Genomic DNA, 22,659 nt, shown 5'->3' on the forward strand with positions numbered 1-22,659 from the left:
CCATGGTCGTAGCCGATCAAGCCCGGCCTTTCAATTCCGAAGGATTTGCAGACGATGACGGAGACGAAACCCTTGTCCAATCTCGCCGCCATCGATGCAGCCCATCACCTGCATCCCTTCGCCGATACCGGGAAGCTGAACACTGAGGGCACGCGCATTATCCAGCGCGGCGAGGGCGTCCATATCTTCGACAGCCTCGGTAAGAAATACCTCGATGGATTCGCCGGTCTCTGGTGCGTCAACATCGGATATGGACGCAAGGAGATCGCCGAGGCGGTCGCAAGGCAGATGAACGAGCTGCCCTATTACAATACGTTCTTCGGCACGACCACCACGCCGGCAACCCTGCTTGCCGAGAAGGTCTGCTCCCACGCCGGGCCCAACTTCAACCACATCTTCTTCACCAACTCCGGTTCCGAGGCGAACGACACATGGTTTCGCATGGCGCGGGTTTACTGGAGCGCTGTCGGCAAACCTTCCAAGAAGATCGTCATCGCGCGCCGTAACGGCTACCACGGCTCGACTGTCGCCGGCGCCAGCCTCGGCGGCATGAAATACATGCATGAGCAAGGCGACCTGCCGATCCCGGGGATCGTCCATATCGGACAGCCCTATTGGTACGCCGACGGCGGCGATCTGACGCCCGAGGCTTTCGGGCTCAAGGTGGCAGGCGAGCTTGAGGAGAAGATCGACGAGCTCGGCGAGGATAACGTTGCCGCCTTCGTGGCCGAACCGATACAGGGGGCAGGCGGCGTCATCATACCGCCCTCGACCTACTGGCCGGAGATCGACCGCATCTGCAAGGCACGCAACATCCTGCTGGTTTCAGACGAGGTGATTTGCGGCTTCGGACGCCTTGGCGAATGGTTCGGCTTCCAGCACTACGGTTTCACGCCGGACCTTGCACCCATCGCCAAGGGCCTTTCATCAGGCTATCTGCCAATTGGCGGCGTGCTGGTCGGAGACCGTGTTGCCGATGTGCTGATCAACGACGTCGGCGAATTCAACCACGGCTTCACCTATTCCGGCCATCCGGTATGCGCGGCCGCCGCACTCGAAAACCTGCGCATCATCGAGGACGAGCATCTCGTCGAGCGCGTGCGCAATGACATCGGACCCTATTTCGCTGCAGAATGGAGCAACCTTGCCGATCACCCCATGGTCGGTGAAGCCGTCAGCGTCGGCTTGATGGGCGCCCTGCAGCTTGCCGCCGATAAGACTACGCGCCGCCGCTTCGACAAGCCGGATGCCGTCGGCGCCATGGTTCGCAATCACGCGCTGGCCAACGGCCTAGTCCTGCGCGCCACCGCCGACCGCATGCTAGCCTCGCCCTCCCTGATCATCAGCCGCGAGGAGGTCGACACGATGGTCCGCATTGCACGTCTGGCGCTGGACGCGGTCTGGGCGGGAACCACCGCCTAAACCGACCATCCAAGTCAGACGATCCATTTCCCTGCCTTGTTCAGAGCAAGGGTCAAGGCTGCGACATGAATGGCCTGGATCATCTCTCCAGCCAGCATCATCCTGATGGCTTCGCGAATAGGCACTCGAACAATCTCGGTCCGCTCTGTCGGATTGTCATCCGGAAGCGCGTTGCATTCAATTCCGAGCGCCAGAACGATATGGCAAAGATTGGTATGGGTTGCCGGGTTCGGGGACAAAGATGCCACCGGCAGCCACTCCGCCGCCGAAAATCCGGTTTCCTCCCGCAGTTCACGCTGCGCCGCCTGCACCGGGCTGCCATCTTTAGCATCAATAGCACCGCCAGGCAATTCCAGCGAGATACGGCCTAAGGCATGACGATATTGTCTGAGCAAAAGAATATTGTCCTCGGTATCGATCGCCACGACCTGAACCCAGTCGCTATACTCGAGGACATAATAGGGAGCGATTTCAACGCCTTCGGATGTGACGCAATCGTCGGCCCTGACCGTCAGCCAGCGATCGCGCAGCGGGTAGCTCGACCTCTTGATTTCCCACGGAGCAAGATTGATAGGCGCGGGCTGGGTCTGATCGCTTGCAGCCATGGCTTGCCTCCGAGTTTTGAAGAACGGATAGCCGCAGTCGTTACTGCGGATAGATCCACGCATAGGCAAAATGTGCCGTGTCACCGGGCTTGCCGTGGATATAGCCGACATCCGCCTGGCGAACGACCGCGTTTACATATTGCGGTCCGAGCGAGGTGCTTACCCATTCGGCAAGAACGGGTGGCATGGCATCACGACCCTTTTTCGGCAGCCAGACGAGCAGCACCGGCCTCTCCGCCGTCCACTGATAGGGCAGCGTGAGGTTGCCGAAAAACCGCGACATGACGGGCACGCCAGCAAACTGGAGCTTGAGGTTGCCGGCCGGAAGCCAGTCGTCCGTCATCACCAGCCCCGGCTTCTTGGCTTCTGTGCTGACAATCTGGCTGGCAAAATCGGCATAGGGAACATTGTAGGCTTCATAAGAGCCGAACAGGCCCGGCACGGTCACGCGGGTCAGCAGGGCCGTCGGGATGAGCAGCATAAGTGCAATCGGAATGTAAACGAAACGCTTGGCAAAATCTTCGGCACGCAGCCCGGCAATTTCCATCTTCAGGCAAAGGTAGATCGGCAGCAGGAATAGAAACGGCAGCAGCCATCGGTCGCGCATTGCAGTCATGCCGATGCCGAAAATCAGAACCAGCACCAGAATCGCTATGGCAACGAAGATTGTCGCAAGGAAACGCGTCCATTCGTTCGACATCTTCAGGCTGGCAAACAGGGCTTTCCCGAACACCAGAGCGTAGACGATAGCGGTCGGCAGGCAGATGACGATGGCGAGCTTGAAAAACTCGAGCGGTCCCTGGACGAGTTTCGCCCAATGGCTCTTCGGCGCGTCCTGCTCCATGATCCCGAGCGTGCGACCGGAGGCCAGATCGAAATTGTGGAGCAGCCACAGGCCGTGCGGCAGGAAGATGATCAGTGCTATCAGCACAGTCACAAGAAACCGCTTGTCGAAAATCCGGGCGCGGCCTTGCGGGTGCAGTAACACGGCAACGACGGTGGCGGCGGCCAGCAGCGCAAAATTGTATTTCGACAGCATGCCGAGGCCAAGTGCCACGCCGGTGATCAGGTATCCGGTCCAGGACGGCGTCTTCAGCGTCCGGATGACGCCGTAGAGAAACAGGTTGATGGTCACCATCTGGGCGACCGTATGGGTGAGATCGCGCTGAGCTTCCCAGAAAAGCTGCGGAATGGTCAGCAGCGACAGGGTGGCGATCACTGCAAACAGCTTGTCGGCCAGGACCAGGCGGGCAAGCTTGTAATAGGTCACGTAGATCAGAAACAGCACGAGGTTCTTGACGACGGAAATGATCGCCAGCGACAGGCCGAAGACCGAAACGAACGCTGTCTGCAGCCAGTTATACAGCGGTGGTTGCGAATCGTAGCCGAGCGTCAGCCATTGCGAAAAGAATGCCTGCTGCGATTCGTCGTAGCGCATGCTGTGCGGCATGAGCATGCGGACGACAAACTCGAGGCAGAAGTAGGCTGCCAGAAGGAGGATCACGGCATCTGGCTTGCGGACCAGCAGCCTATGCATGGGGATGATCCCGATCGAAGATCGTCCGGACGATGTAGTTCGGCGACGTGTCGTCGCGGTAATAGTTGCGGGCAATCATCTCGGCCAGAATGCCGGTCGTGACCATCTGCACGGAGGCCAACAGCAGCACGACGCCGACCATCAGCATCGGCCGGGTGCCGATATCGTTGCCCATGATGAATTTGTCGACGAACAGATAGGCCATGATGACAAGCGCCAGCGCGCCGAAGCCGAGGCCGAGCGACCCGAAGAAATGGCCGGGACGGGCCTTGTAGCGCATGAAGAACATCACTGAAAGAAGGTCGAGGATGACCCGGAACGTCCGCGATATGCCGTATTTCGACTTGCCATGGGCGCGGGCATGGTGGCTGACGACCATTTCGCCGATCCGCGAACTCGGCACCACGCTGGCGACCCAGGCCGGGATGAAGCGGTGCATCTCGCCCATCAGCTTGACCTGCTTGATGATCGCAGCCCGGTAGATCTTCAGGCTGCAGCCATAGTCGTGTATCTTGACGCCCGTCGTCCGGCCGATCAGGTAATTGGCGCACCATGACGGGATCTTGCGCAAAAGCAGTCCGTCCTGGCGATCCTTGCGCCAGCCGACGAGAAGATCGAGATCGCGGCGTTCCAGTTCGGCGACCATGGCAGGAATGTCTTTCGGATCGTTCTGCAGGTCGCCGTCCATCGTCGCGATCAGGCGGCCGGTGGCCGCGTCGATGCCGGCCTGCATCGCCGCCGTCTGGCCGAAATTCCGCTGCAGTTCGACAAGTCGCAGGATCAGGCCTTCCTGGCCCAGATAGCTCCGGGCGTTTACCAGCGTCGCATCCGTGCTGCCGTCATCGATCAGGATCAGTTCCCAGCGACCGGGGAAAATGGCCATCGACTGGGTGATACGCTCGATCAGCGGGCCGACACTGTCTTCCTCGTTGAAAACAGGCACGACCAGCGAAAGCTCGACTGGATTGACGGTATCCGCGTGAAGCCGATTAGACTCTGCCGTTGTCTGCAACGCTACTTTCTCCTAAAAGCCGCTATGATCGGTGGCCGGGCGAGCAAAGTTCGTGCCGTCAGCCAGAGCTCACACGGGTGCTTTCCTACATGAAGAGTCCAATGGTTGCCACCCGACAATCCTGGTTTATTCGAAACCGGATGACGCTGCTGACCCTGGGCGTCGTCTTGCTCTACGCGGCCTTCATAGAATGGTTCTGGGGCTGGAGCGTCATCCTTGCAGAATGGGCAAAAGTTGGCGTCTTGCCGATCGTCGTCGCCCTCGCATTGCTGACCGGCACCTACTTCCTGCGGACGTGGCGTATCTACGACTATTTTCCCGTCGAGACGAAGGGTCACTTCTCAGCCCTTTTCCGAGTCACGCAGATCCACAACTTGCTCAACATCATGATGCCGTTCCGCACCGGCGAAACCAGCTTTCCGCTTTTGATGCGCTCGGAATTCGGCATTCCACTGGTCCGCAGCACCGCGGCGTTGCTGGTCATGCGGTTGCTCGACCTCCACGCGCTACTCGCCGCCGCCGGCATGGGCCTCGCCGTAACATCACCGCATAAAGCCGTTGCCTGGTTGCTCTGGTGCTGTTTTCTGCTCTTGCCGGTCGCAGCCTTTGCCGTGCGCCGCCCGCTGGTCCGGTTCGCCGCGGAGGCGCTGCCTGCAAAGGCGCAGTCCGTCGTCCTCGAGATCGAAAGGGGACTGCCCATAAACGCATCCGCTTTTGCACGGGCCTGGCTGATGACCATCGTCAACTGGCTGGTCAAGGTACTCGTGCTCGCCTGGGCACTCGGCCTTATGCAGGTCGTCCCGCTAGCGGCGAGTTTTGGCGGCGCTCTCGGTGGTGAGCTTTCATCCGTGCTGCCGGTGCACGCGCCGGGCGGCGTCGGCACCTATCCGGCGGGCATTACCGCCGGTGCGCTGGCCTTCGGTGCCCCCTCCGACACGGCGTCGCTCACCACGCTGGCGCAGGCAAGCATCAACGGCCATTTACTGGTGATCGTTTCCGCACTCATCGGTACGGCGCTGGGACTGGCGATGTCGAAAGGCCGGGTCCAAAAGTCGGCCTGATGCCACCGCTCTCTCACCGCGTTGGCAAGAGGGCGGTGCGTGTGTTCCTACTGGAACGCCGTCTCGAAAAAGCTGCGTAGCTTGCGTGAATGCAGCGCTTCTGGCGGCATGGCAGCGAGCTTCTGGATGGCGCGGATGCCGATCTGCAGATGCTGGTTGACCTGCGTCCGATAGAAGGCGGTCGCCATTCCCGGTAGCTTCAGTTCGCCATGCAGCGGCTTGTCCGAGACGCAGAGCAACGTGCCGTAGGGCACGCGGAAGCGAAATCCGTTGGCCGCAATCGTTGCCGATTCCATGTCGAGGGCGATGGCGCGGGCCTGCGATAGGCGCTTGACCGGCCCTGCCTGGTCGCGCAGTTCCCAGTTGCGGTTGTCGATGGTGCCGACCGTGCCGGTGCGCATGATCCGCTTCAGCTCGAAACCCTCGTAGCCGGTAATCTCGGCCACCGCTGCCTCCAGCGCCACCTGCACCTCGGCCAGCGCCGGGATCGGCACCCAGACGGGCAGGTCGTCGTCGAGCACATGGTCTTCACGCATGTAGGCATGGGCAAGCACGTAGTCTCCGAGCCTCTGGCTGTTGCGCAGGCCGGCACAATGGCCGAGCATCAGCCAGGCATGCGGTCGAAGCACTGCGACGTGGTCGGTGATCGTCTTCGCGTTGGAGGGGCCGACGCCGATGTTGATCATGGTGATCCCGGCATGGCCCTTCTTCTTCAGATGGTAGGCCGGCATCTGCGGTAGTCGCGGCGAAGCGATATCAGTATCCGGCGAGCTCGATCCGGCGTTGGTGATGATATTTCCCGGTTCGACGAAAGCTGTATAGCCTTCGCCGCCCTTGGCCATCAGGTCACGTGCCCAGGTGCAGAACTCGTCGATGTAGAACTGATAGTTGGTGAACAGCACGAAATTCTGGAAATGGGCCGCGCTGGTCGCCGTGTAGTGAGCGAGCCGCGCCAGCGAATAGTCGATGCGCTGGGCGGTGAACGGTGCCAGCGGCGAGGGCTGGCCCGGAGGCGGTATATATTCGCCATTGGCGATCTCGTCGTCGGTCGTGTTCAGATCCGGCGTATCGAAAAGATCGCGCATCGGAATGTCGGCAAATGTCGCCGCCGATGCCTCTACGTGCGCTCCTTCGCCGAAAGCGAAATGCAACGGGATCGGCGTCGTCGATTCGGACACGACAATCGGTACGTTGTGGCTGCGCATCAAAAGCGCCAGCTGCTCCGTCAGATAATGCCGGAAAAGCACGGGCCTGGTGATCGTGGTGGTGTAGATGCCGGGCGCGGTGACGTGACCGTAGGACAGCCGCGAATCGACATGTCCGAAGCTGGTAGTCTCGATGCTCACCTGCGGATAGAAGGCCCGGAAGCGAGCAGAGATTGGCTCCCCCTCGGCAAGTTCGGCGAATTTGCCGATCAAGAAGGCCGTGTTCCTGTCGTAGAGCTCGGTCAGAGCATCGACAGCTTTGACCGGATCGTCAAAGGTAACGGGCGCGAAGGGTTCGGGTGAGGATACGTCCAGCGGAGAGAATTTGTTGCTCATGCGCCATTATAGAGTGCTGTCTCCAACAAGCAAATGACGGCAACAGTGGCAGCCGGGATTTCCGCAGGATTTTTTTCCCCATCTGCGGCTCCGGGAAGATGCCAGCCCGCGACCCTTTACTGTACCGTCGAGCAATAAGAGCTTGTCGATTGCAGGCAGGTGAAGTTTGCGCCGAAGTGCGATTGCGAACCGCTGCCCCCGCTGTGCAGGACGGCTGCCGAAAAGCTGATGGCGAAAACTGCGGAAACCAAAGTGATGATGGTGAAGCGCCGCGCCAGAATTGCCATGTCCATTTCCCCCGTTGTTGGAACGGATCGCCCTTGATCCTGACGCCTTTCTGCCACGGTTCGTCTGAACGGCGGCTGATACGGCGGTTCATCCGGCATTCAGCTTGCCGGGTCGGCCTCAATTCGCATCGCCAAGACGGTGAATTCAGGCAAATACGAGCCGGGAAAAATCACGCGCCAACAACCGCGGCTCGATTCAGGGTTAGCAAAGGGTTGATTTGCAGATCCTAATTTTTCGTAAAATGCCAGGCAAAGTCCTTAATTCGCAAGGCCTGCGATGTTTAACAAAATCCCAAGTTTACCAAGCATTTGCACTTTGTTTGCATCAAATTAAGCAAGCATTTTAAGCGCTTTTTGAAGTCCTTATGCGATACTCAAATCATCAAACGAGCGGGGAAAACCCGCCACCCGGAAGGCCACCAAGCTGCGTTAGACGGCAAAGGCCCAACGGAAAACAGGGATTGCACTAACAGGCTGAAACAGGGACCGAACCGATGGCACGCTTTGAAATGACGACGTCTGAAATGGCCACCATGGGTGGCGAAAAAAATGCCGATATCTTTTGCGAAATGGGCCTGATGTACGCAACCGGCCGCGGTTGCGACATCGACCTGATCTCGGCCCACAAGTGGCTGAACATCGCTGCCATCAAGGGCTGCGACCGCGCCGCCGAGCTTCGCGCCGACGTCGCTGCCACGCTAACGAAGATGCAACTGGCAGCAGCCCTTCGCTCCGCTCGCGAGTGGATGACCATGCACTGAGGCAACGTCCTCAGACGATCATTACCAAGAACAATAACCTCGCAAAGAGGGGGAGCGTCAATGTCAAAAGGCAGACGCAACAGCGCGACCGCGACCGGCCGGGACAAGGCCGGCGCGGTTTTTGGCGCGATGATTACCGGAGCGTCTGAAGGACCTGCGGCAGGGCCTGTTCGAAAAGGTCGAGATCGGCTTTCTGTCCGGCGCTGACGCGGACACACCGGTTGAGCGGCGCCACGCCGGGCATCCGGATAAACACGCCGTGATCGAGCAGCCCATCGACAACGGCCTTCGCGTAGACCGCATCGCGCCCACAGTCGATGGCAACGAAGTTGGTGGCCGATGCCAGCGGCATAACGTCGTTGTCGCGCGCGATCATGGCGATCCGTTCCCGGGCGTCGTGGATCTTGCCGATGACCTCTTTAAGATAGCCCTGATCGTCCAGCGCGGTTAGCGCCCCGACGGTTGCCAGCCGGTTCATGCCGAAGTGATTGCGCAGCTTGTCAAACGCTGCCACGGTTTCGGGAACGCCGATCGCATAGCCGACCCGCGCGCCGGCAAGCCCGTAGGCCTTGGAGAAGGTGCGGGTACGCAGGACATTGGGCATGTCGATGAGGGACGCGATCGGTGGCAACGACGACGCCGGCGCAGTCTCGCTGTAGGCCTCGTCTAACACCAGCATGCAGGTCTCCGGCAAGGCCCTTGCGAAGGCGATGACGCTTTCCTGATCCCACCAGCTTCCCATCGGATTGTCGGGGTTGGCAAGATAGACCAGCGGTGCATTCTCCCGCCGGACTGCATCGAGCAGTCCCTCAAGGTTCTCACGGTCGTCGAGATACGGGACGGTGACGAGCCGACCGCCGAAACCGGCGACGTGGAAGTTGAAAGTCGGATAGCCGCCATGGGACGTCACCACCGGCGTGTTGGCGGAAACGATCATCCGGACGATCAACCCGAGCAGCGAATCGACACCTTCGCCTATGGCAATGTTGGCGGAATTTATCCCGAGATGCGTTGCCAGCGCCGCCTTGAGGTCGAAATTTTCCGGGTCGTTATACTTCCAGATCTCGCCAGCTTCCCGGCGCATCGCCTCGATCACCCGCGGCGAAGGACCGAAGCCGCTTTCATTGGCGCCGATCCGGGCCTTGACAGCGACGCCGCGCTGCCGCTCCAGCGCTTCCGGCCCGACAAACGGCACGGTCGAGGGCAGGGCGCTGGTGAGCGGTGTAAAACGCGAAAAGACAGGCATGCTGGTGATTTCCCGGCGAAGCGATTGCAGTCGCCCGCACCATAAGCGCTTGTTGCCGGGTTTCAAGAGACGAGGCGGCTGGCGTCAGCGACGCATGGACCTTGCGGCATTGGCTTCGCGGTTGCCGATCATGAAGTCGGCACGTACCACCAGCCTCAATGTCTCGGGCGTCAGGAAGTTGATGAACCGGACGCCGATCCGGTCGCCATGCCGGTAGGTCTCGGCGCAGCCGATGCGATAGGCGAGACCGAGGATGTTGAGGTAGTAATGTTGCGGCAGGCCCGCAGTGCTGCCGACAAGGAAGGTCGCGCCGCCCTGCGAGATATCGATGATCTCGGCACTGCGCATCGAGACCCCGGTAAGGCAGGGTTTGACGGCGATAAGTCGTGCCGGCCGCTGGACGAAAAAGCGCTCGAAGCTCCGCTCGTAGACCTCGGATTTGACGGACGCCAGATGCGTTGAGCGAAGCATGTTATTCCCCGGACGGTGGCTTACCGAAATCATCTCGGTTTAAGACACAAGCGTCGCACGAAGGCTTTGCGCATTCGTCAATCATATGGATGGCATTTTAGTAATCTGACATTTAGCTGCCAGATGAGTCGATTTCAGGAGAAATACCGCGCGACCGCATATCCGCCGCCCGCGGTGGCAGCCGTGACAACGGTACCCCAGGCCATGTCGACGACGCTGACCATGACGGGCCAGTTCTTCAACGTCGAAAGGTTGGTGATATCGTAGGTCCCGTAAGCTGCAAGGCCAAGCACGGCGCCAAACAGCAGAGCCCGCGTCAACGAACCGGCACCAACCGCAGGCATCACTGCGAGCATGACGACGGCAACGGTGAAAAACAGGTAGAAAAGTGCTGCGATCCCGAAATTCGGCTGAGGCAGCATCAGGTCGCCTAACTGGTCGCGATAGAAGGTGCGCGCCACAAGCCCGAGCCAAGCGGCATCGAGAACAAGCAGCGTCACGAGACAACCTGCGTAGGCGGTAAGCGCTGTCTTGATCATGGGTCGAGCTCCTTTTTCAAAAAGTCCTACGCCGTTCGGCGACGGTCGGATTACCTTTCGTCAAATGATATTCGAACCGTGTGGGCAATTGGGCGTTGTATGTGGGACGATATTGCACGGATTCTTCGGGCGTAAGGTCCGCCCTGACGGAATGCTGCAGAAGTCAGGCGTAAAATTCAGTGACCGATTTCCCGGTCGGCAAAGCCTAGCGCCGAGTGGCTGCTGCTATGTCATCAGGGGAAGGAGAAGCGCGGGGCGGCGGCCCCGCGCTTCTTTGATTCGGGCCGTCGGGTCGAGACGCACGCAGGTGAGCCGCTTTCACGTCCTAGACGCCGACCTCGAAGTTCAAACGCAAGACATGATGTAGAAACTCGGCATTGATCAGCATGTTGAAGCTGACGATGACCCGCGAACCCTCACGTTTGACGAGGGTGCAGCCGATCTCGTCGCGAATGCCGAGGATCTCGAGGAAAAAGTGATTGGGCAGATCGTGGCCGGTGCCCACCTCGAGCGTGGCGCCGGATTGCGACATGATCTTGATCATGCAGTCCGTTTGTACGCTCGTGCTGAGATGATGGCCCACGAAGATGATTTTGCCGGGTCTATCGACAACGAATTCCTGAAGCGCGGGCTGCTGGTCAGTGTTCGTCATGAGGTGCATCTGAAGGGGCATGTTGCCCTCCGCTGGTTGAATGATGTCAGAATAGAACGCTTCGCTTGATGAAGATTTAAGAGACTCCTTAAAAAACAAAGCATGTGTGCAAATAAGCCGCAAATGCTCGTTGCCTGGGCATTCTCGGGCCGGGATATACGCCCCCGGCGCCCTCTCTCCGTATCCGCTACTCTCAGGCCTTTACCAGCCAGGCATGTTCCGGGGCATTGTAGAACTTCCACACCCGTTTCGGCCCCGCCATGACATTCAAATAATAGAGATCGTAGCCGTGGCAGGCTGCGCATGGGTGATAGCCCTTCGGCACCATCGTCACGTCGCCATCTTCCACAGCCATCACCTCGTCGAGCGACCGGTCGTCGGTATAGACACGCTGGAAGGCAAAGCCCTGCGGCGGGTTAAGGCGATGATAGTAGGTTTCCTCGAGATAGCTCTCGTTTGGCAGATCGTCCTGGTCGTGCTTGTGCGGTGGGTAGGAAGAGGTATGGCCGCCGGGCGTGATCACCTCGACGACGAGCAGCGAGTGGGCGGCACCATCGTCTTCCGGCATAATGTTGTTGACGTATCGAACATTCGTCCCCTGGCCTCGCGTCAGCGCCGGATGCGTGCCGGGCGGAATGGCGCGCGCCGGGTGATCGCCGCCACCGGGTGCCGAGCAGACGGCCAGTTCGAGATCTGTTTCCGCGGTGACGGACCAGCTGGACCCGGCCGGGATGTAAAGCGCATGCGGAGCGCCGTCGAATGGGCTCATCCGTTCGCCCAGCAGCCCGAAATCCACATCTCCGGCTGTCGCCCGGCCTTTTCCACTGACCCAGACAAGGCAGACCTCCCGCTCACCCGTATCACCCGCCGCGCTCTCACCCGTCTTCAGGCGGTACAGGTCAAAGCCGACATAGGTCCAGCCGGCTGTTTCCGGGGTCACGTGATGGACTTTGCCAGTGGTCCCGCTGGGGCTGACATGCAGGTGGGACTTCGTCATTTTGAGATCTCCTGTAAACACTGGCGAAGGAACGACAGCCGTTTCATCCCTTCGGAAAACCCTGCGTCTCAACCGTATAGCCGGCCAATGTCATGACGCGCATCAGTTCGGCGTGACCAATTTCAGCCATCCGTTGCGGCGGCGCCTTGCGCGGATCCTGCTCGGCTTCGACCACGAACCAGCCCTCGTATCCGTAGTCGGCAAGCCGCTTGACGATGGCTCCGAAATCGAGCGAGCCGTCGCCCGGCACCGTGAAGGCGCCGAGTGCCACCGCATCGAGAAACGACTGCCGGCTGCGATCAAGTCCGTCGACCACAGGCTTGCGGATATCCTTGACGTGGACGTGGTTGATCCGACCGTGGTGGTTGTCGATGGCGCGCAGCACGTCTCCACCGGCAAAGGCCAAATGGCCTGCATCGAGCAGCAGCGGAATGCCTTCGCCGGAATGCCGCATGAATGCGTCCAGTTCAGCCTCGGTCTCGACCACGGCCGCCATGTGGTGGTGGTAGGACAGCGGCATGCCCTTGTCGGCGCACCATTCCCCAAACTCGGTCAAACGATGTGCATAGGCCTTCATTTCGTCGTCGGACAGGCGTGGCTTGGTGGCCAGCGGCCTGGAGCGGTCGCCCTGGATGGAACGGCCGACTTCGCCATAGACAATGCAGGGCGCATCGACTGCCTTGAACAACTCGATCATCGGCGCGATGCGATCCTTGTTGGCGGCAAGCTCCTCGTCGACAAGCGTGCCCGAGAACCAGCCGCCGCAGAGCGTGACGTCGGCAGCCCGAAGGATCGGCAGCATCACGGCCGGATTGTCCGGAAAGCGGCGGCCCTTTTCCATGCCGGTAAATCCTGCACTGCGGGACTGCCTGAGGCATTCCTCCAGTGATACGTCGTCGCTCAGTTCCGGTAGATCGTCGTTCCACCAGGCGATGGGCGACATGCCGAGTTTGGCTTTCATCATGCTCTCCTCAAGATGTGATCCGGCGATTGTCCGCTATCCGATCCGCTGGGCGGCCCGCTTGGCGACGTAGTTCTTATGGGCCTCGTTGACTTCCGGGCGCAAACTCACCTCGGGAACGGCTACATCCCACCAGTGGCCACCTTCCTCGGTGGTAACCAGCGCATCGGTATCGATGACGAAGACAGACGTCCGGTCGTTCGTCCGGGAGGCTTCTATCGCCTGCTCGAGCTCAGTGATGGACGACACCTTCACGGCGATGGCACCCATGCTTTCCGCATGAGCGCGGAAATCGATGGCCGGCATCACCTCGTGATAGGAGTCCTTCAGGAGGTTGTTGAAGTTGGCACCGCCGGTGGCCATCTGCAGCCGGTTGATGCAGCCATAGCCCCGGTTGTCGAGCAGCACGACGGTTAGCTTCATGCCGAGCATGACGGACGTGGCGATCTCGGAATTCAGCATCATGTAGGAACCGTCGCCGACCATGACGACGACCTCCTTGTCCGGCCGCGCCAGCTTGGCGCCGAGCCCGCCAGCGAGCTCGTAACCCATGCACGAAAATCCGTATTCCATGTGGTAGCTGCCCGGCACCGTCGCCGGCCAGAGCTTGTGAAGTTCGCCCGGCAGACCGCCGGCAGCGCAGAGCACGATGCTGTTTTCGCCGCCGATCGTGCGGGCCACCGCGCCGATAACCTGCGCGTCGGAGGGGAGGGTGGCGTTTGTCGTCGCCATCGCCTTGGTGGCAGCCTCCATCCAGCGTGTCTTTTCAAGCGCTGCTCTCTCGGCGAGCGCTGCAGGGGCTTTCCATCCGGCAAGCCCGGCAGACAGAGCCTTTAGCCCCTCGCGCGCATCGGCAACCAGCGCGTGGGAATCATGCTTGGCAGCATCGAAGGCTGCGATGTTCAATCCCACCATCGAAAGCGCGTCGTTCTTGAACAGCGCCCAGGAGCCGGTGGTGAAATCCTGGCATCGGGTGCCGACGGCAATGATCAGGTCGGCATCCTCTGCAATCGCATTGGCCGCAGACGTACCGGTGACACCGACAGAGCCGAGCGACATCGCATGGCTCTCGTTGATCGCAGATTTTCCGGCCTGGGTGACGACGACAGGAATGCTGTGGGTTTCCGCGAATGAAGTCAGCTCGGCGGTCGCCTGCGAGTAGAGGACACCGCCGCCGGCGATGATGACGGGCTTCTCCGCTTTGCGGATGAGGGCAATGGCGTTGGCGAGTTCGTCGGCATCCGGCCGTGGCCGGCGCTGCGTCCAGACGTGCTCCTCGAAAAGGCTCACGGGATAGTCGAAGGCTTCTGCCTGGACATCCTGGCAAAGTGCCAGCGTCACCGGACCGCAGTCCTGCGGATCGGTCAGTACCTGCATGGCGCGCTTCAGGGCCGAGATGATCTGCTCCGGCCGGGTAATCCTGTCGAAATAGCGAGAGACCGGGCGGAACGCGTCGTTGGCGGAAACCGTGCCATCGCCGAAATCCTCGATCTGCTGCAGCACCGGGTCCGGAGCACGGTTGGCAAACACGTCGCCGGGGAGGAACAATACGGGTATGCGGTTGACATGGGCCACGCCTGCCGCCGTCACCATGTTGAGTGCGCCGGGGCCGATCGAGGTCGTGCAGGCCATGAAGCGCTGGCGAACGCTGGTCTTGGCGTAGGCAATCGCCGCATGCGCCATGCCCTGTTCGTTGTGGGCACGGTAGACCGGCAATTCGTCCCGGATCTGGTAGAGCGCTTCGCCAAGTCCGGCGACATTGCCGTGCCCGAAGATCGCCCATACGCCGCCGAAGATCTGCACCTTCTGGCCGTCGATGACGGTCATCTGCTTCGTCAGGAACTGCGCGACAGCCTGCGCCATCGTCAAACGGATCGTCTTGCCCATCGGGCGCCTCCCAGTTTTCTTCTTTTCCAGTCCGCGGGTCTACAGCCCGCGCGTCTTAAGCCAGGCCTCGGTCAGATGCCGGAAACGGCCGGCCATGTCGGCAATCGCCGCCTCGTCGTCGATCTCGCCAGCAAGCCAGTTGCGCGCCGCTTCGGCAAAGATCGTCCGGCCGACGGCAAAGCCCTTGACCGACGGTGCTGCGAGCGTCGCCTCGAAACCTTTCAGCAGTTCCTCGGCTGGCGCCTCCAGTCCCAAAAGCACGATGCCGCGGCAGAGCGGATCGTTGCCGGTCACCACCGCCTCGATGTTCTTCCAGGCGGCACGCGACGCCTGCGGCTCCAGCTTCCACCAGTCCGGCTTTATGCCGAGGTCATAGAGCTCCTGCATCGCCGTCGAGATCGTGTTGTCGTCGAGCGGTCCGTTCTTGCCGGCGATAATCTCGACCAGCAATTCGCGACCGACCTTTCGCGCCGCGTCGAACAACGTGCGCAGCTTCTCCTGCTGCTCGGCCTTCAACTCCGCCGGATCGTCCGGATGATAGAAGCAAAGGCACTTGATGCAATGGTCGACAGGCCATTCCACGAGTTGCGAGCCGATATCCTGGCTAAATTCGAATCGCAGTGGCTTTGACCCGGGCAATTCGACCGGCCGGCCAATCCATGAGAAGTTTTTGGTGGCAGCATCGAAGAAGGCGTCGCGCCCAAAACGTTCGTCGATCAGCATGCCGTAGCCCGGCCGTCCGTCGGCAACTCGCGCCGCTGCCGAAACCGCCAGCCGCTTGAAGGCATTGATTTGCTCGTAGGGGACGCCGAGTTCGTCGGCGACGCTGACCAGCTGCGAGCGGTGATCGATGGCCAGCGCCATCAGCAGCGGGATGTGACCTTTGCGGGTTGTTGCCCAGTGGATGTGGTTGAGGTCTTCGTCCTTGCGCAGTGCGCGCCGCCGGCTGCCGTGTTTAAGGAAGCTGTCGAGTTCGGCCCAGGTCGGATATTCCGGCGAGCAGAGCAGCCGCGATACGGCGAAGGCACCGCAGGCATTGGCCCAGGTGGCGCAGGTCTTGAGAGGCTCGTTCTTCAGCCAGCCCCGCAGAAAGCCGGACATGAAGGCATCGCCGGCGCCGAGCACATTGTAAACCTCGATTGGAAAACCGTCGCCGACGATGCCAGCTTCGAGGTCTTCGGAAATTGCGCCATCATAGACGATGCAGCCCATCGCGCCGCGTTTTAGAACGATGGTGGCAGCGCTGAGTTCGCGGATCGTCTTCAATGCGCCGAGCACGTCATCGGCGCCGGACGCGATGAGGATCTCCTCCTCGGTGCCGACGATCAGGTCGCAGTCAGGGAGCGTCTGCTTCATCTTGGCCGTGACGCGGTCGGATTTCACGTAGCGCTCGAAACCTTCGGCATGGCCGGCAAGGCCCCAGAGATTGGGCCTGTAGTCGATATCGAAGACCACCTTGCGGCCATGCGCCTTGGCGACGCGGATCGCCTTGCGCTGGGCTGCCTCGGTGTTGGGTTGAGAAAAATGCGTGCCGGACACAAGCACTGCACCCGATGAAACGATGAAGTCTTCGTCGACATCGTCTTCCGTCAGCGCCATGTCGGCGCAATCTGAGCGGTAGAAGATCATCGGCGAGACGCCTTCAGCCTCTACCGCCAGCAGCACCAGCGCTGTCAGCCGCTGCTTGTCGGTGACGATGCCATCGGTAGCGACACCCTCGCGGGCCGATTGCCCGCGGATGAAGCGTCCCATCTGCTCGTCGCCAACGCGCGTGATCAACCCTGATTTCAGCCCAAGCCTGGCCGTGCCGATTGCGATGTTGGCCGGGCAGCCGCCAACGGATTTGGCGAAGGACGCGATGTCTTCGAGCCTGGAACCGATCTGCTGGCCATAGAGATCGACAGAAGAACGGCCGATGGCGATGACGTCGAGCGTCGGCTCCGGCCGCGCGCCGTTGTTGAGATTTGCCATTGATATCCTCCGTCAAGATTTCCGCCGGCATCTCCCGTTGCCAACGCCGTGCACCGATAATGAAACATCGGTTCCGTAATTTTGTCAATTCGGAATGTTTATTCCATTTTATGTTTTCCGGATTTTGCCATGGCCCACTTTCTGCGCTGCTCCGCGATGGCGACGGGGAAAGCCATGATCAATGCCATGGACGCCGATAACGAACGAAAGCCGGCAAAATCCGATTCTGCCACTTCGAACCAGTGGGTGGCGCAGGCGGCGAGCGGCGAGAATGCCGAATCGGTGATGGCAATGAGTGGTACGCCGCGGTCGACCAGCAGTTGGCTTTGCACCAGGCTTTCTGCCGCATAGGGCGAAAAACTGGCGGCAATGGCTGCATCGCGCGGCGTGGCGAACTGTACAAGCTCCGTATCGACCCCGTTCGGCGAGGCAACGATCTGGTGGCGGATGTTCAGCTTGGAAAACGCATAGGTCATGTGTGCCGTCAGCGGGTAGGAGCGTCGCTTGGCGATCAGGTAGATGGTTTCTGCTGCCGCAAGGATTTCGACCGACGTCGCGAAGGTGTCCGTCTGCACGGTTGCCGCCAGCCGGTTGATCGACTGGGTGGCAGAGGAAATAAACCCGGCAAGGATCGCCGCGTTCTCATCTTCTACGCGCGCCTCCTCCAGCGAGATCAGCCGCTCCTCGTAGCTGATTGTCCGGTCGCGCAGCCGTTCGCGGAAAATGCTCTGCAGATCGGAAAAGCCTTCATAGCCGAGATGGCGGGCCAGCCGCACCAGCGTCGAGGGCTGGACGTCGGACGCCGTGGCGATGCTGGCCGTCGTGCCAAACGCGATTTCATCGGGGTTGTTGAGGGCAAAGACCGCAACCTGCGCCAGCCGTTTCGGCATGGACGCCTTGCGCTCGATGATCGTGCTGCGCAGGCTTTCGAAATCGCGCGGCACCTTCGCCGGTATCGTCACGTCCTCACTCATTCCACGGCTTTCGTTTTTCCCGGTTTTCGGAACATATATTCCATCTGCAATGATACCGCATCTGCCGATTTCCGCCACAGGCAATTCAAGTGACTGAATTGCTTGCCGATTGTTGCAATCCTCTGGCATTTCACAAACGCCAGACTCGCAGCAAAACGATCCAGATGTTCCAAATCGTCCGGTATGACGCTTGATGGGCACCGCTGCGGTTGACGCTTTCGGGACGAGGCGATACGCCTTGCCTTTGAAGCGCGATGCGCGGCCGCTACGGCTTCGTGTCCCCAATTTCTGGAGGGCTTGCGTGACGGGTAGATTGGTCATTGTCGGAGCAGGGCAGGCCGGCTTTGCTGTTGCTGCCAAGCTGAGGGCTCTCAATGACACGCGGCCGATCACGCTGGTCGGCGCGGAAGAATCGCTGCCGTACCAGCGCCCGCCGCTGACGAAGAAATACCTGCTCGGCGAGATCAGCTTCGATCGCCTGATGTTCCGTCACGAGCACTGGTATGCCGAGCACGACATCGACATCCGTCGTGCGACCTGGGCCGAACAAATCCATCGCGACAAGAAGCAGGTCGTCATGCAGGACGGCAGCGCGCTCGACTACGAAACCCTGGTGCTGGCGACAGGCGCAACCCCGCGCCGACTTCCTGCTGCCATCGGCGGCGATCTCGAGGGCGTCTATGTCGCCCGGGACAAGCGCGACGCCGATCTCCTGTCAGGTGAAATGCGCGCGGGCCGCCGCGTCCTTATAATAGGCGGCGGTTATATCGGTCTCGAAGCAGCGGCAGTCGCCCGTCATCGCGGGCTGGAAGTCACCGTCATCGAGATGGCCGATCGCATCCTGCAGCGGGTTGCCGCCAAGGAAACCGCAGACATTATGCGGGTCATCCACGCAGACCACGATGTCGTCATCCGCGAGAAGACCGGCCTCAAGCGACTGGTGGGCAAGGACGGCCGTGTCGTTGCCGCAGAGCTCTCCGATGGTTCCACCCTCGACGTCGATTTCGTCGTCGTCGGCATCGGCGTCGCGCCGCTGGATCGTCTTGCCAAGGAAGCCGGCCTTGTGGTTGCCAACGGCATCGTCGTCGACGAATACGTCCGCACCTCCGACCCCAGCATCTATGCCGTCGGCGACTGCGCCGCGCTGCGCTGGCAGGGCGAATTGATCCGTCTCGAATCGGTACAGAATGCGGTCGACCAGGCAGAGGCTGCGGCCGCGATCATCGCCGGTGGCAACGAACCCTATGTGCCGAAACCGTGGTTCTGGTCCGATCAGTATGACGTCAAGCTGCAGATCGCAGGCTTCAACAAGGGCTACGACGATACGGTGCTACGGCATGGTGCCCGCGAAGGATCGGCTTCCGTCTGGTATTTCAAGGCCGGCCGGTTGATTGCTGTCGATGCGATCAATGACGCCCGCGCCTATGTCACTGGCAAAAAGCTCATCGACGCCGGCCAGACGCCCGATCGCGACCTGCTGGCCGACGCCGGCACCGACCTCAAGACCTTGCTCGGATAAGTGACGATGACCCTGCCACCCAATGCATTCAAGATCGCCCTGCGCGAGCGCCGCCCGCAGATCGGCCTCTGGGTGGCGATGGCCGATGCCTATGCCGCCGAGATCGCCGGCCATGCCGGTTTCGACTGGCTGGTCCTCGACGGCGAGCACGGCCCCAACGATCTTCGCAGTATAATGGCGCAGTTGCAGGCCCTCCAGGCCTCGCCGTCGGAACCGGTGGTTCGCCTGCCGACCGGGGCAAGCTGGATGATCAAGCAGTTTCTCGACATCGGCGCCCGCACGCTGCTCATCCCGATGGTCGATTCGGCCGAGCAGGCAGCAGAACTCGTTCGCGCTGTCCGCTATCCGCCGGACGGCATCCGTGGCATGGGCGCCGGCATCGGCCGCGCCTCGCGGTTCAACACCGTTGCCGGCTACGTTGCCGATGCAGGCAAGGATATCTGCCTCCTCGTCCAGGCCGAAACCCGCGCGGCGCTTGCCGACCTCGAGCGGATTGCCGGTGTCGAGGGCATCGATGGCATCTTTATAGGGCCTGCCGACCTTGCTGCCGACCTGGGCTTTCCGGGCAATCTCGAGGCGCCCGAGGTGCAGGACGCGATAGAGGCCGCCATAGCCACCATCGTCAAAGCGGGCAAACCGGCCGGAATCCTGACATTCAACGAGACCCTCAACCGCCGCTACCTGGAACTCGGCGCCACTTTTGTGGCCGTCGGCGCCGATGTCACCGAATTCTCCACGGCACTCCAGCGCCTTCGCCGACGCTACGGACCGGAACCGGAAAATGCCGAAGCCGGCCCACGCGGCTACTAGCCCTCGCACTCCCGGGGTTTAGCGCACAGCAAGACACTTTTCTGACGGCATTGGAAAAAAAACCTTGCCTTTGGAGCCTTTGCCCAATAGTCACGGCCTCGGAGAGGTGGCCGAGTGGCCGAAGGCGCTCCCCTGCTAAGGGAGTATACGTCAAAAGCGTATCGAGGGTTCGAATCCCTTCCTCTCCGCCATTCTTTCAAATGTGCGGATTTATCTAATCATTACAGCGTCTTACGTCCACAATTGTAGATTATTTGTGCCAAGCGCTTGTGCCAAAATATTCGTTCCATCGCCAAATCAGGCGATATCAACTGCGATCATCTAGTCCGGGACTGGGAATCATCCAATCGAAAGACCGGAACTCAGTAGTGCGGTCCCAGCGGTAATCGCAATTTCCCGAAGGCCTACACCTCAACGAAGATAGAGCAGAACTACAGTTCAGTTTCAAGGCGGCGTATCTTAACTAGGGTTGTAATGGTTCCCATGAAATTCCCGTTGGTGTAATTATCCTCTTGCTCCAGATATCAATGGCTATCGACGTGAGAGGCTTAAGTATTCGGGGTCAAGGTCAGTCGGTTGCCGTGGTCGAATGTAGACATCTTGTAAAAAGTAAAAGTCGCTGGGTGGAGATTGGACCTAGTGTGTTTTCTCAAGATGTATTAGCTATTTCCAAATGCTAAGATACTTTATCTCTTCCCTTTCGGTAATTATGAAGAAATCGTGCGGCCTTTTCCTAATCGCCGCAGTTATGCTTTGCACCTTTACGATTTCTACGCCTGCTAGTGAGAATGAGGGGTTTCCGGTAAGGATAGTAAGTCAGCCAAAGCCGTCCTTGGAAGATCTGGAAAGGGAGCGGCAGACTACCGCCCGACAGCAGGCCGATCTTACCGCTCAGCAAACCGTGGCATCAGCGACCGTTAGTTTGTCGATGTGGAGCAAGTGGCAGTTTATGCTTAGCCTTTTGGGAACTGCGGGAATTGCTATTTCGATAATCCTAGCTCGGGAGCAGATCAAAAGTGCTAAGCACGCCCTTGAGACCACTGAGCGGGCTTATGTGGTCGCTGGGGGGATACGTTACATATCGCATCCATCCCCAACTGGCCTGTTTTGGAGAATGCGTCCTTCTTGGATCAATCGAGGTGCTACGCCTACCCGTAAAGTTCGTGTCAGCGTTGGCTACGAGTTGCGAGACGATGATCTGCCAGGAGACTTTGATTTTGTGGGCAGCTTACCACCCCGCATTGCGACAGTTAATCTTCATCAAGACGGTGGGTCTATTGAAGCCAATCCTATTGACTACTATGCCTCGGATTTGCTTCTCATCGCTACAGGTAAAAGGCGGCTCTTCGTTTTTGGGCAATGCGACTATGAAGACGTTTTTGGTCGGTCTCACACGACGCGCTTCTGTGTAACTGCGATCAACATTACGGGAGATGTATCGATGCCGTACACGCCCGCCAACAATGTGGAAATTCCTTGGGCCGTTCTAGATAGGTTCAATTCTGATGACTGATTTCGTCAGTTTGGAGACAACACGCGCTGGCTTTCGGGTAAACCCAGCGTCCTCCTTTCGTTGTGGCCGGGAGGTGTAAGCCGCTCGATTGCCTTCCCCGCCTTTCTTTCGTAAAATACAAAAAAAGCCTGGCGGGAACCGAGCCTGTGTTGACGTTTGCTGCGGTGAAATATCGAGGCGAATGGTCTACACGCCCTATTTACAGGGCTTCTAGGCTTCTAGGGCTTTGCTGTAGCCTGTCGATGGCTAATTAGCCACTTTGGTCAGCCATTGAAATCCTTAGGTTCACCTCAGAAATCTCCGAGATCAACAGCAGCCTTGGGCCATTCCCTACTGCCTGTGACAGCTTCCGATACCTCGGTAACTGTAACGTCGGTTATCGGCGCTTACGCCGATGGTCAGCTCGTCGGTTTCGTGAATGGTGCGTGGGATGAGGCGTTCACGCCTTTATTCTCGACACCCGCGTCGCCCCTCGAATGCGAAGACAGGGGATTGCTACCGGCATGATAAAAGAGGCCACCAGTATTGCGCAGGAGCACGATGCAAGGTGGTTGAGTGTCAACGTCGAGCCGCAGCTGGTCTCACTCTACCGTAGTTGCGACTTCTGGCCGACGGAGGCGGGGCTTATAGAGCTGAAGTAATGACGTCCGCCGGACCGGATGCCTACCCCATGTCTGCACCCAAGCTCGAATCGCAGGCGGAATCGCACACACGATCCGAATCGACGTCCAGCGCATGTCCATTCCCCAACCGGGAATCGTTGCCGGGCTGTTTCCAAATGTTGCCGCCTGCCGTGGAAATGCCGTACATGTGGCAGGGTTTCCAGGGATTTTGTGCGTCGGCAGGTCTACCGAAAGACTGTGACGGGCCGGCGCGTCGGGGTTAAGTCCGTG

20 protein-coding genes, 1 tRNA gene and 1 pseudogene are annotated in these 22,659 nt (G+C 59.9%); 8 read left to right on the top strand and 14 right to left on the bottom strand.

Features of this window, described 5'->3' with window-relative positions; genetic code table 11:
- Positions 1 to 54 precede the first annotated feature (54 nt).
- Positions 55 to 1,422, top strand: a complete 1,368-nt coding sequence (locus PR018_RS03645) for an aspartate aminotransferase family protein (RefSeq protein ID WP_142829810.1) — start codon at positions 55 to 57, stop codon at positions 1,420 to 1,422.
- 14 nt (positions 1,423 to 1,436) lie between these two features.
- Here PR018_RS03645 and PR018_RS03650 read toward each other — a convergent pair whose 3' ends face one another.
- From PR018_RS03650 to PR018_RS03660, 3 genes are read right to left on the bottom strand one after another with little or no spacing between them, the layout of a single operon-like run.
- Complete coding sequence (locus tag PR018_RS03650; RefSeq protein WP_279621404.1) at positions 1,437 to 2,111, bottom strand: NUDIX hydrolase; 675 nt, start codon at positions 2,109 to 2,111, stop codon at positions 1,437 to 1,439.
- The gene (locus tag PR018_RS03655; RefSeq protein WP_142829808.1) at positions 2,068 to 3,564 is read right to left on the bottom strand and encodes a glycosyltransferase family 39 protein; all 1,497 of its coding nucleotides are present in this window, start codon (positions 3,562 to 3,564) and stop codon (positions 2,068 to 2,070) included. The genes PR018_RS03650 and PR018_RS03655 overlap by 44 nt, the downstream gene beginning before the upstream one ends.
- On the bottom strand, positions 3,557 to 4,576 hold the full coding sequence (locus PR018_RS03660) for a glycosyltransferase family 2 protein (protein ID WP_142829806.1): 1,020 nt from the start codon (positions 4,574 to 4,576) through the stop codon (positions 3,557 to 3,559). The genes PR018_RS03655 and PR018_RS03660 overlap by 8 nt, the downstream gene beginning before the upstream one ends.
- Before the next feature lie 89 nt (positions 4,577 to 4,665).
- On the opposite strand from PR018_RS03660, the gene PR018_RS03665 reads away from it, so the two are divergent.
- Entirely contained in the window at positions 4,666 to 5,637 is a 972-nt protein-coding gene (locus PR018_RS03665; RefSeq protein WP_142829805.1) for a lysylphosphatidylglycerol synthase domain-containing protein, read from the top strand.
- Between the two features lie 47 nt (positions 5,638 to 5,684).
- On the opposite strand, the gene PR018_RS03670 is transcribed toward PR018_RS03665, so the two are convergent.
- Both PR018_RS03670 and PR018_RS03675 read right to left on the bottom strand, forming a co-directional pair.
- On the bottom strand, positions 5,685 to 7,178 hold the full coding sequence (locus PR018_RS03670; RefSeq protein ID WP_111220375.1) for an AMP nucleosidase: 1,494 nt from the start codon (positions 7,176 to 7,178) through the stop codon (positions 5,685 to 5,687).
- 116 nt (positions 7,179 to 7,294) lie between these two features.
- The gene (locus PR018_RS03675) at positions 7,295 to 7,564 is read right to left on the bottom strand and encodes a hypothetical protein (protein ID WP_142829803.1); all 270 of its coding nucleotides are present in this window, start codon (positions 7,562 to 7,564) and stop codon (positions 7,295 to 7,297) included.
- A gap of 395 nt (positions 7,565 to 7,959) precedes the next feature.
- Between PR018_RS03675 and PR018_RS03680 the strand changes: the two genes are divergently transcribed.
- Entirely contained in the window at positions 7,960 to 8,226 is a 267-nt protein-coding gene (locus tag PR018_RS03680; protein ID WP_111220376.1) for a sel1 repeat family protein, read from the top strand.
- 133 nt (positions 8,227 to 8,359) lie between these two features.
- Here the strand turns inward: PR018_RS03680 and PR018_RS03685 are convergent, their stop codons facing one another.
- The 9 genes from PR018_RS03685 to PR018_RS03725 all read right to left on the bottom strand — a co-directional run bounded on the left by PR018_RS03685 (position 8,360) and on the right by PR018_RS03725 (position 17,924).
- Positions 8,360 to 9,472 carry a pyridoxal phosphate-dependent aminotransferase gene (locus tag PR018_RS03685; protein ID WP_142829801.1) on the bottom strand — a complete coding sequence of 371 codons (1,113 nt, stop codon included), beginning with the start codon at positions 9,470 to 9,472 and terminating at the stop codon, positions 8,360 to 8,362.
- A gap of 84 nt (positions 9,473 to 9,556) precedes the next feature.
- The gene (locus PR018_RS03690; protein WP_111220378.1) at positions 9,557 to 9,943 is read right to left on the bottom strand and encodes a PilZ domain-containing protein; all 387 of its coding nucleotides are present in this window, start codon (positions 9,941 to 9,943) and stop codon (positions 9,557 to 9,559) included.
- Between the two features lie 134 nt (positions 9,944 to 10,077).
- Complete coding sequence (locus tag PR018_RS03695) at positions 10,078 to 10,479, bottom strand: DUF2177 family protein (protein WP_142829929.1); 402 nt, start codon at positions 10,477 to 10,479, stop codon at positions 10,078 to 10,080.
- A gap of 328 nt (positions 10,480 to 10,807) precedes the next feature.
- Positions 10,808 to 11,143: a hypothetical protein gene (locus PR018_RS03700; RefSeq protein ID WP_142829927.1), complete on the bottom strand. Its 336-nt coding sequence runs from the start codon at positions 11,141 to 11,143 to the stop codon at positions 10,808 to 10,810.
- Between the two features lie 184 nt (positions 11,144 to 11,327).
- A complete protein-coding gene (gene iolB, locus PR018_RS03705; protein WP_142829799.1) occupies positions 11,328 to 12,131 on the bottom strand; it encodes a 5-deoxy-glucuronate isomerase in 804 nt (267 codons plus the stop codon).
- Between the two features lie 43 nt (positions 12,132 to 12,174).
- Positions 12,175 to 13,092, bottom strand: a complete 918-nt coding sequence (gene iolE, locus PR018_RS03710) for a myo-inosose-2 dehydratase (protein ID WP_142829797.1) — start codon at positions 13,090 to 13,092, stop codon at positions 12,175 to 12,177.
- A 36-nt stretch (positions 13,093 to 13,128) separates the two neighbouring features.
- Positions 13,129 to 14,979 (bottom strand): 3D-(3,5/4)-trihydroxycyclohexane-1,2-dione acylhydrolase (decyclizing), encoded by a 1,851-nt coding sequence (gene iolD / locus PR018_RS03715; RefSeq protein ID WP_142829795.1) that lies wholly within the window; start codon positions 14,977 to 14,979, stop codon positions 13,129 to 13,131.
- A gap of 39 nt (positions 14,980 to 15,018) precedes the next feature.
- Positions 15,019 to 16,950 (bottom strand): bifunctional 5-dehydro-2-deoxygluconokinase/5-dehydro-2-deoxyphosphogluconate aldolase, encoded by a 1,932-nt coding sequence (locus tag PR018_RS03720; RefSeq protein WP_142829793.1) that lies wholly within the window; start codon positions 16,948 to 16,950, stop codon positions 15,019 to 15,021.
- A gap of 98 nt (positions 16,951 to 17,048) precedes the next feature.
- The gene (locus tag PR018_RS03725) at positions 17,049 to 17,924 is read right to left on the bottom strand and encodes a MurR/RpiR family transcriptional regulator (RefSeq protein ID WP_142829791.1); all 876 of its coding nucleotides are present in this window, start codon (positions 17,922 to 17,924) and stop codon (positions 17,049 to 17,051) included.
- A 301-nt stretch (positions 17,925 to 18,225) separates the two neighbouring features.
- On the opposite strand from PR018_RS03725, the gene PR018_RS03730 reads away from it, so the two are divergent.
- From PR018_RS03730 to PR018_RS03750, 5 genes and pseudogenes are all read left to right on the top strand, one after another.
- Positions 18,226 to 19,443 carry an NAD(P)/FAD-dependent oxidoreductase gene (locus PR018_RS03730; protein WP_142829790.1) on the top strand — a complete coding sequence of 406 codons (1,218 nt, stop codon included), beginning with the start codon at positions 18,226 to 18,228 and terminating at the stop codon, positions 19,441 to 19,443.
- A 6-nt stretch (positions 19,444 to 19,449) separates the two neighbouring features.
- Positions 19,450 to 20,253 (top strand): aldolase/citrate lyase family protein, encoded by an 804-nt coding sequence (locus tag PR018_RS03735; protein WP_142829788.1) that lies wholly within the window; start codon positions 19,450 to 19,452, stop codon positions 20,251 to 20,253.
- Positions 20,254 to 20,353: 100 nt separating this feature from the next.
- A tRNA-Ser gene (locus PR018_RS03740) sits at positions 20,354 to 20,444 on the top strand.
- A 641-nt stretch (positions 20,445 to 21,085) separates the two neighbouring features.
- Positions 21,086 to 21,766: a hypothetical protein gene (locus PR018_RS03745; RefSeq protein WP_142829786.1), complete on the top strand. Its 681-nt coding sequence runs from the start codon at positions 21,086 to 21,088 to the stop codon at positions 21,764 to 21,766.
- A gap of 378 nt (positions 21,767 to 22,144) precedes the next feature.
- Positions 22,145 to 22,407 (top strand): annotated as a pseudogene (locus PR018_RS03750) (GNAT family N-acetyltransferase); the annotation flags it as partial.
- Between the last annotated feature and the right edge of the window lie 252 nt (positions 22,408 to 22,659).

This window comes from Rhizobium rhododendri (assembly GCF_007000325.2).
GTDB lineage: Bacteria > Pseudomonadota > Alphaproteobacteria > Rhizobiales > Rhizobiaceae > Rhizobium > Rhizobium rhododendri.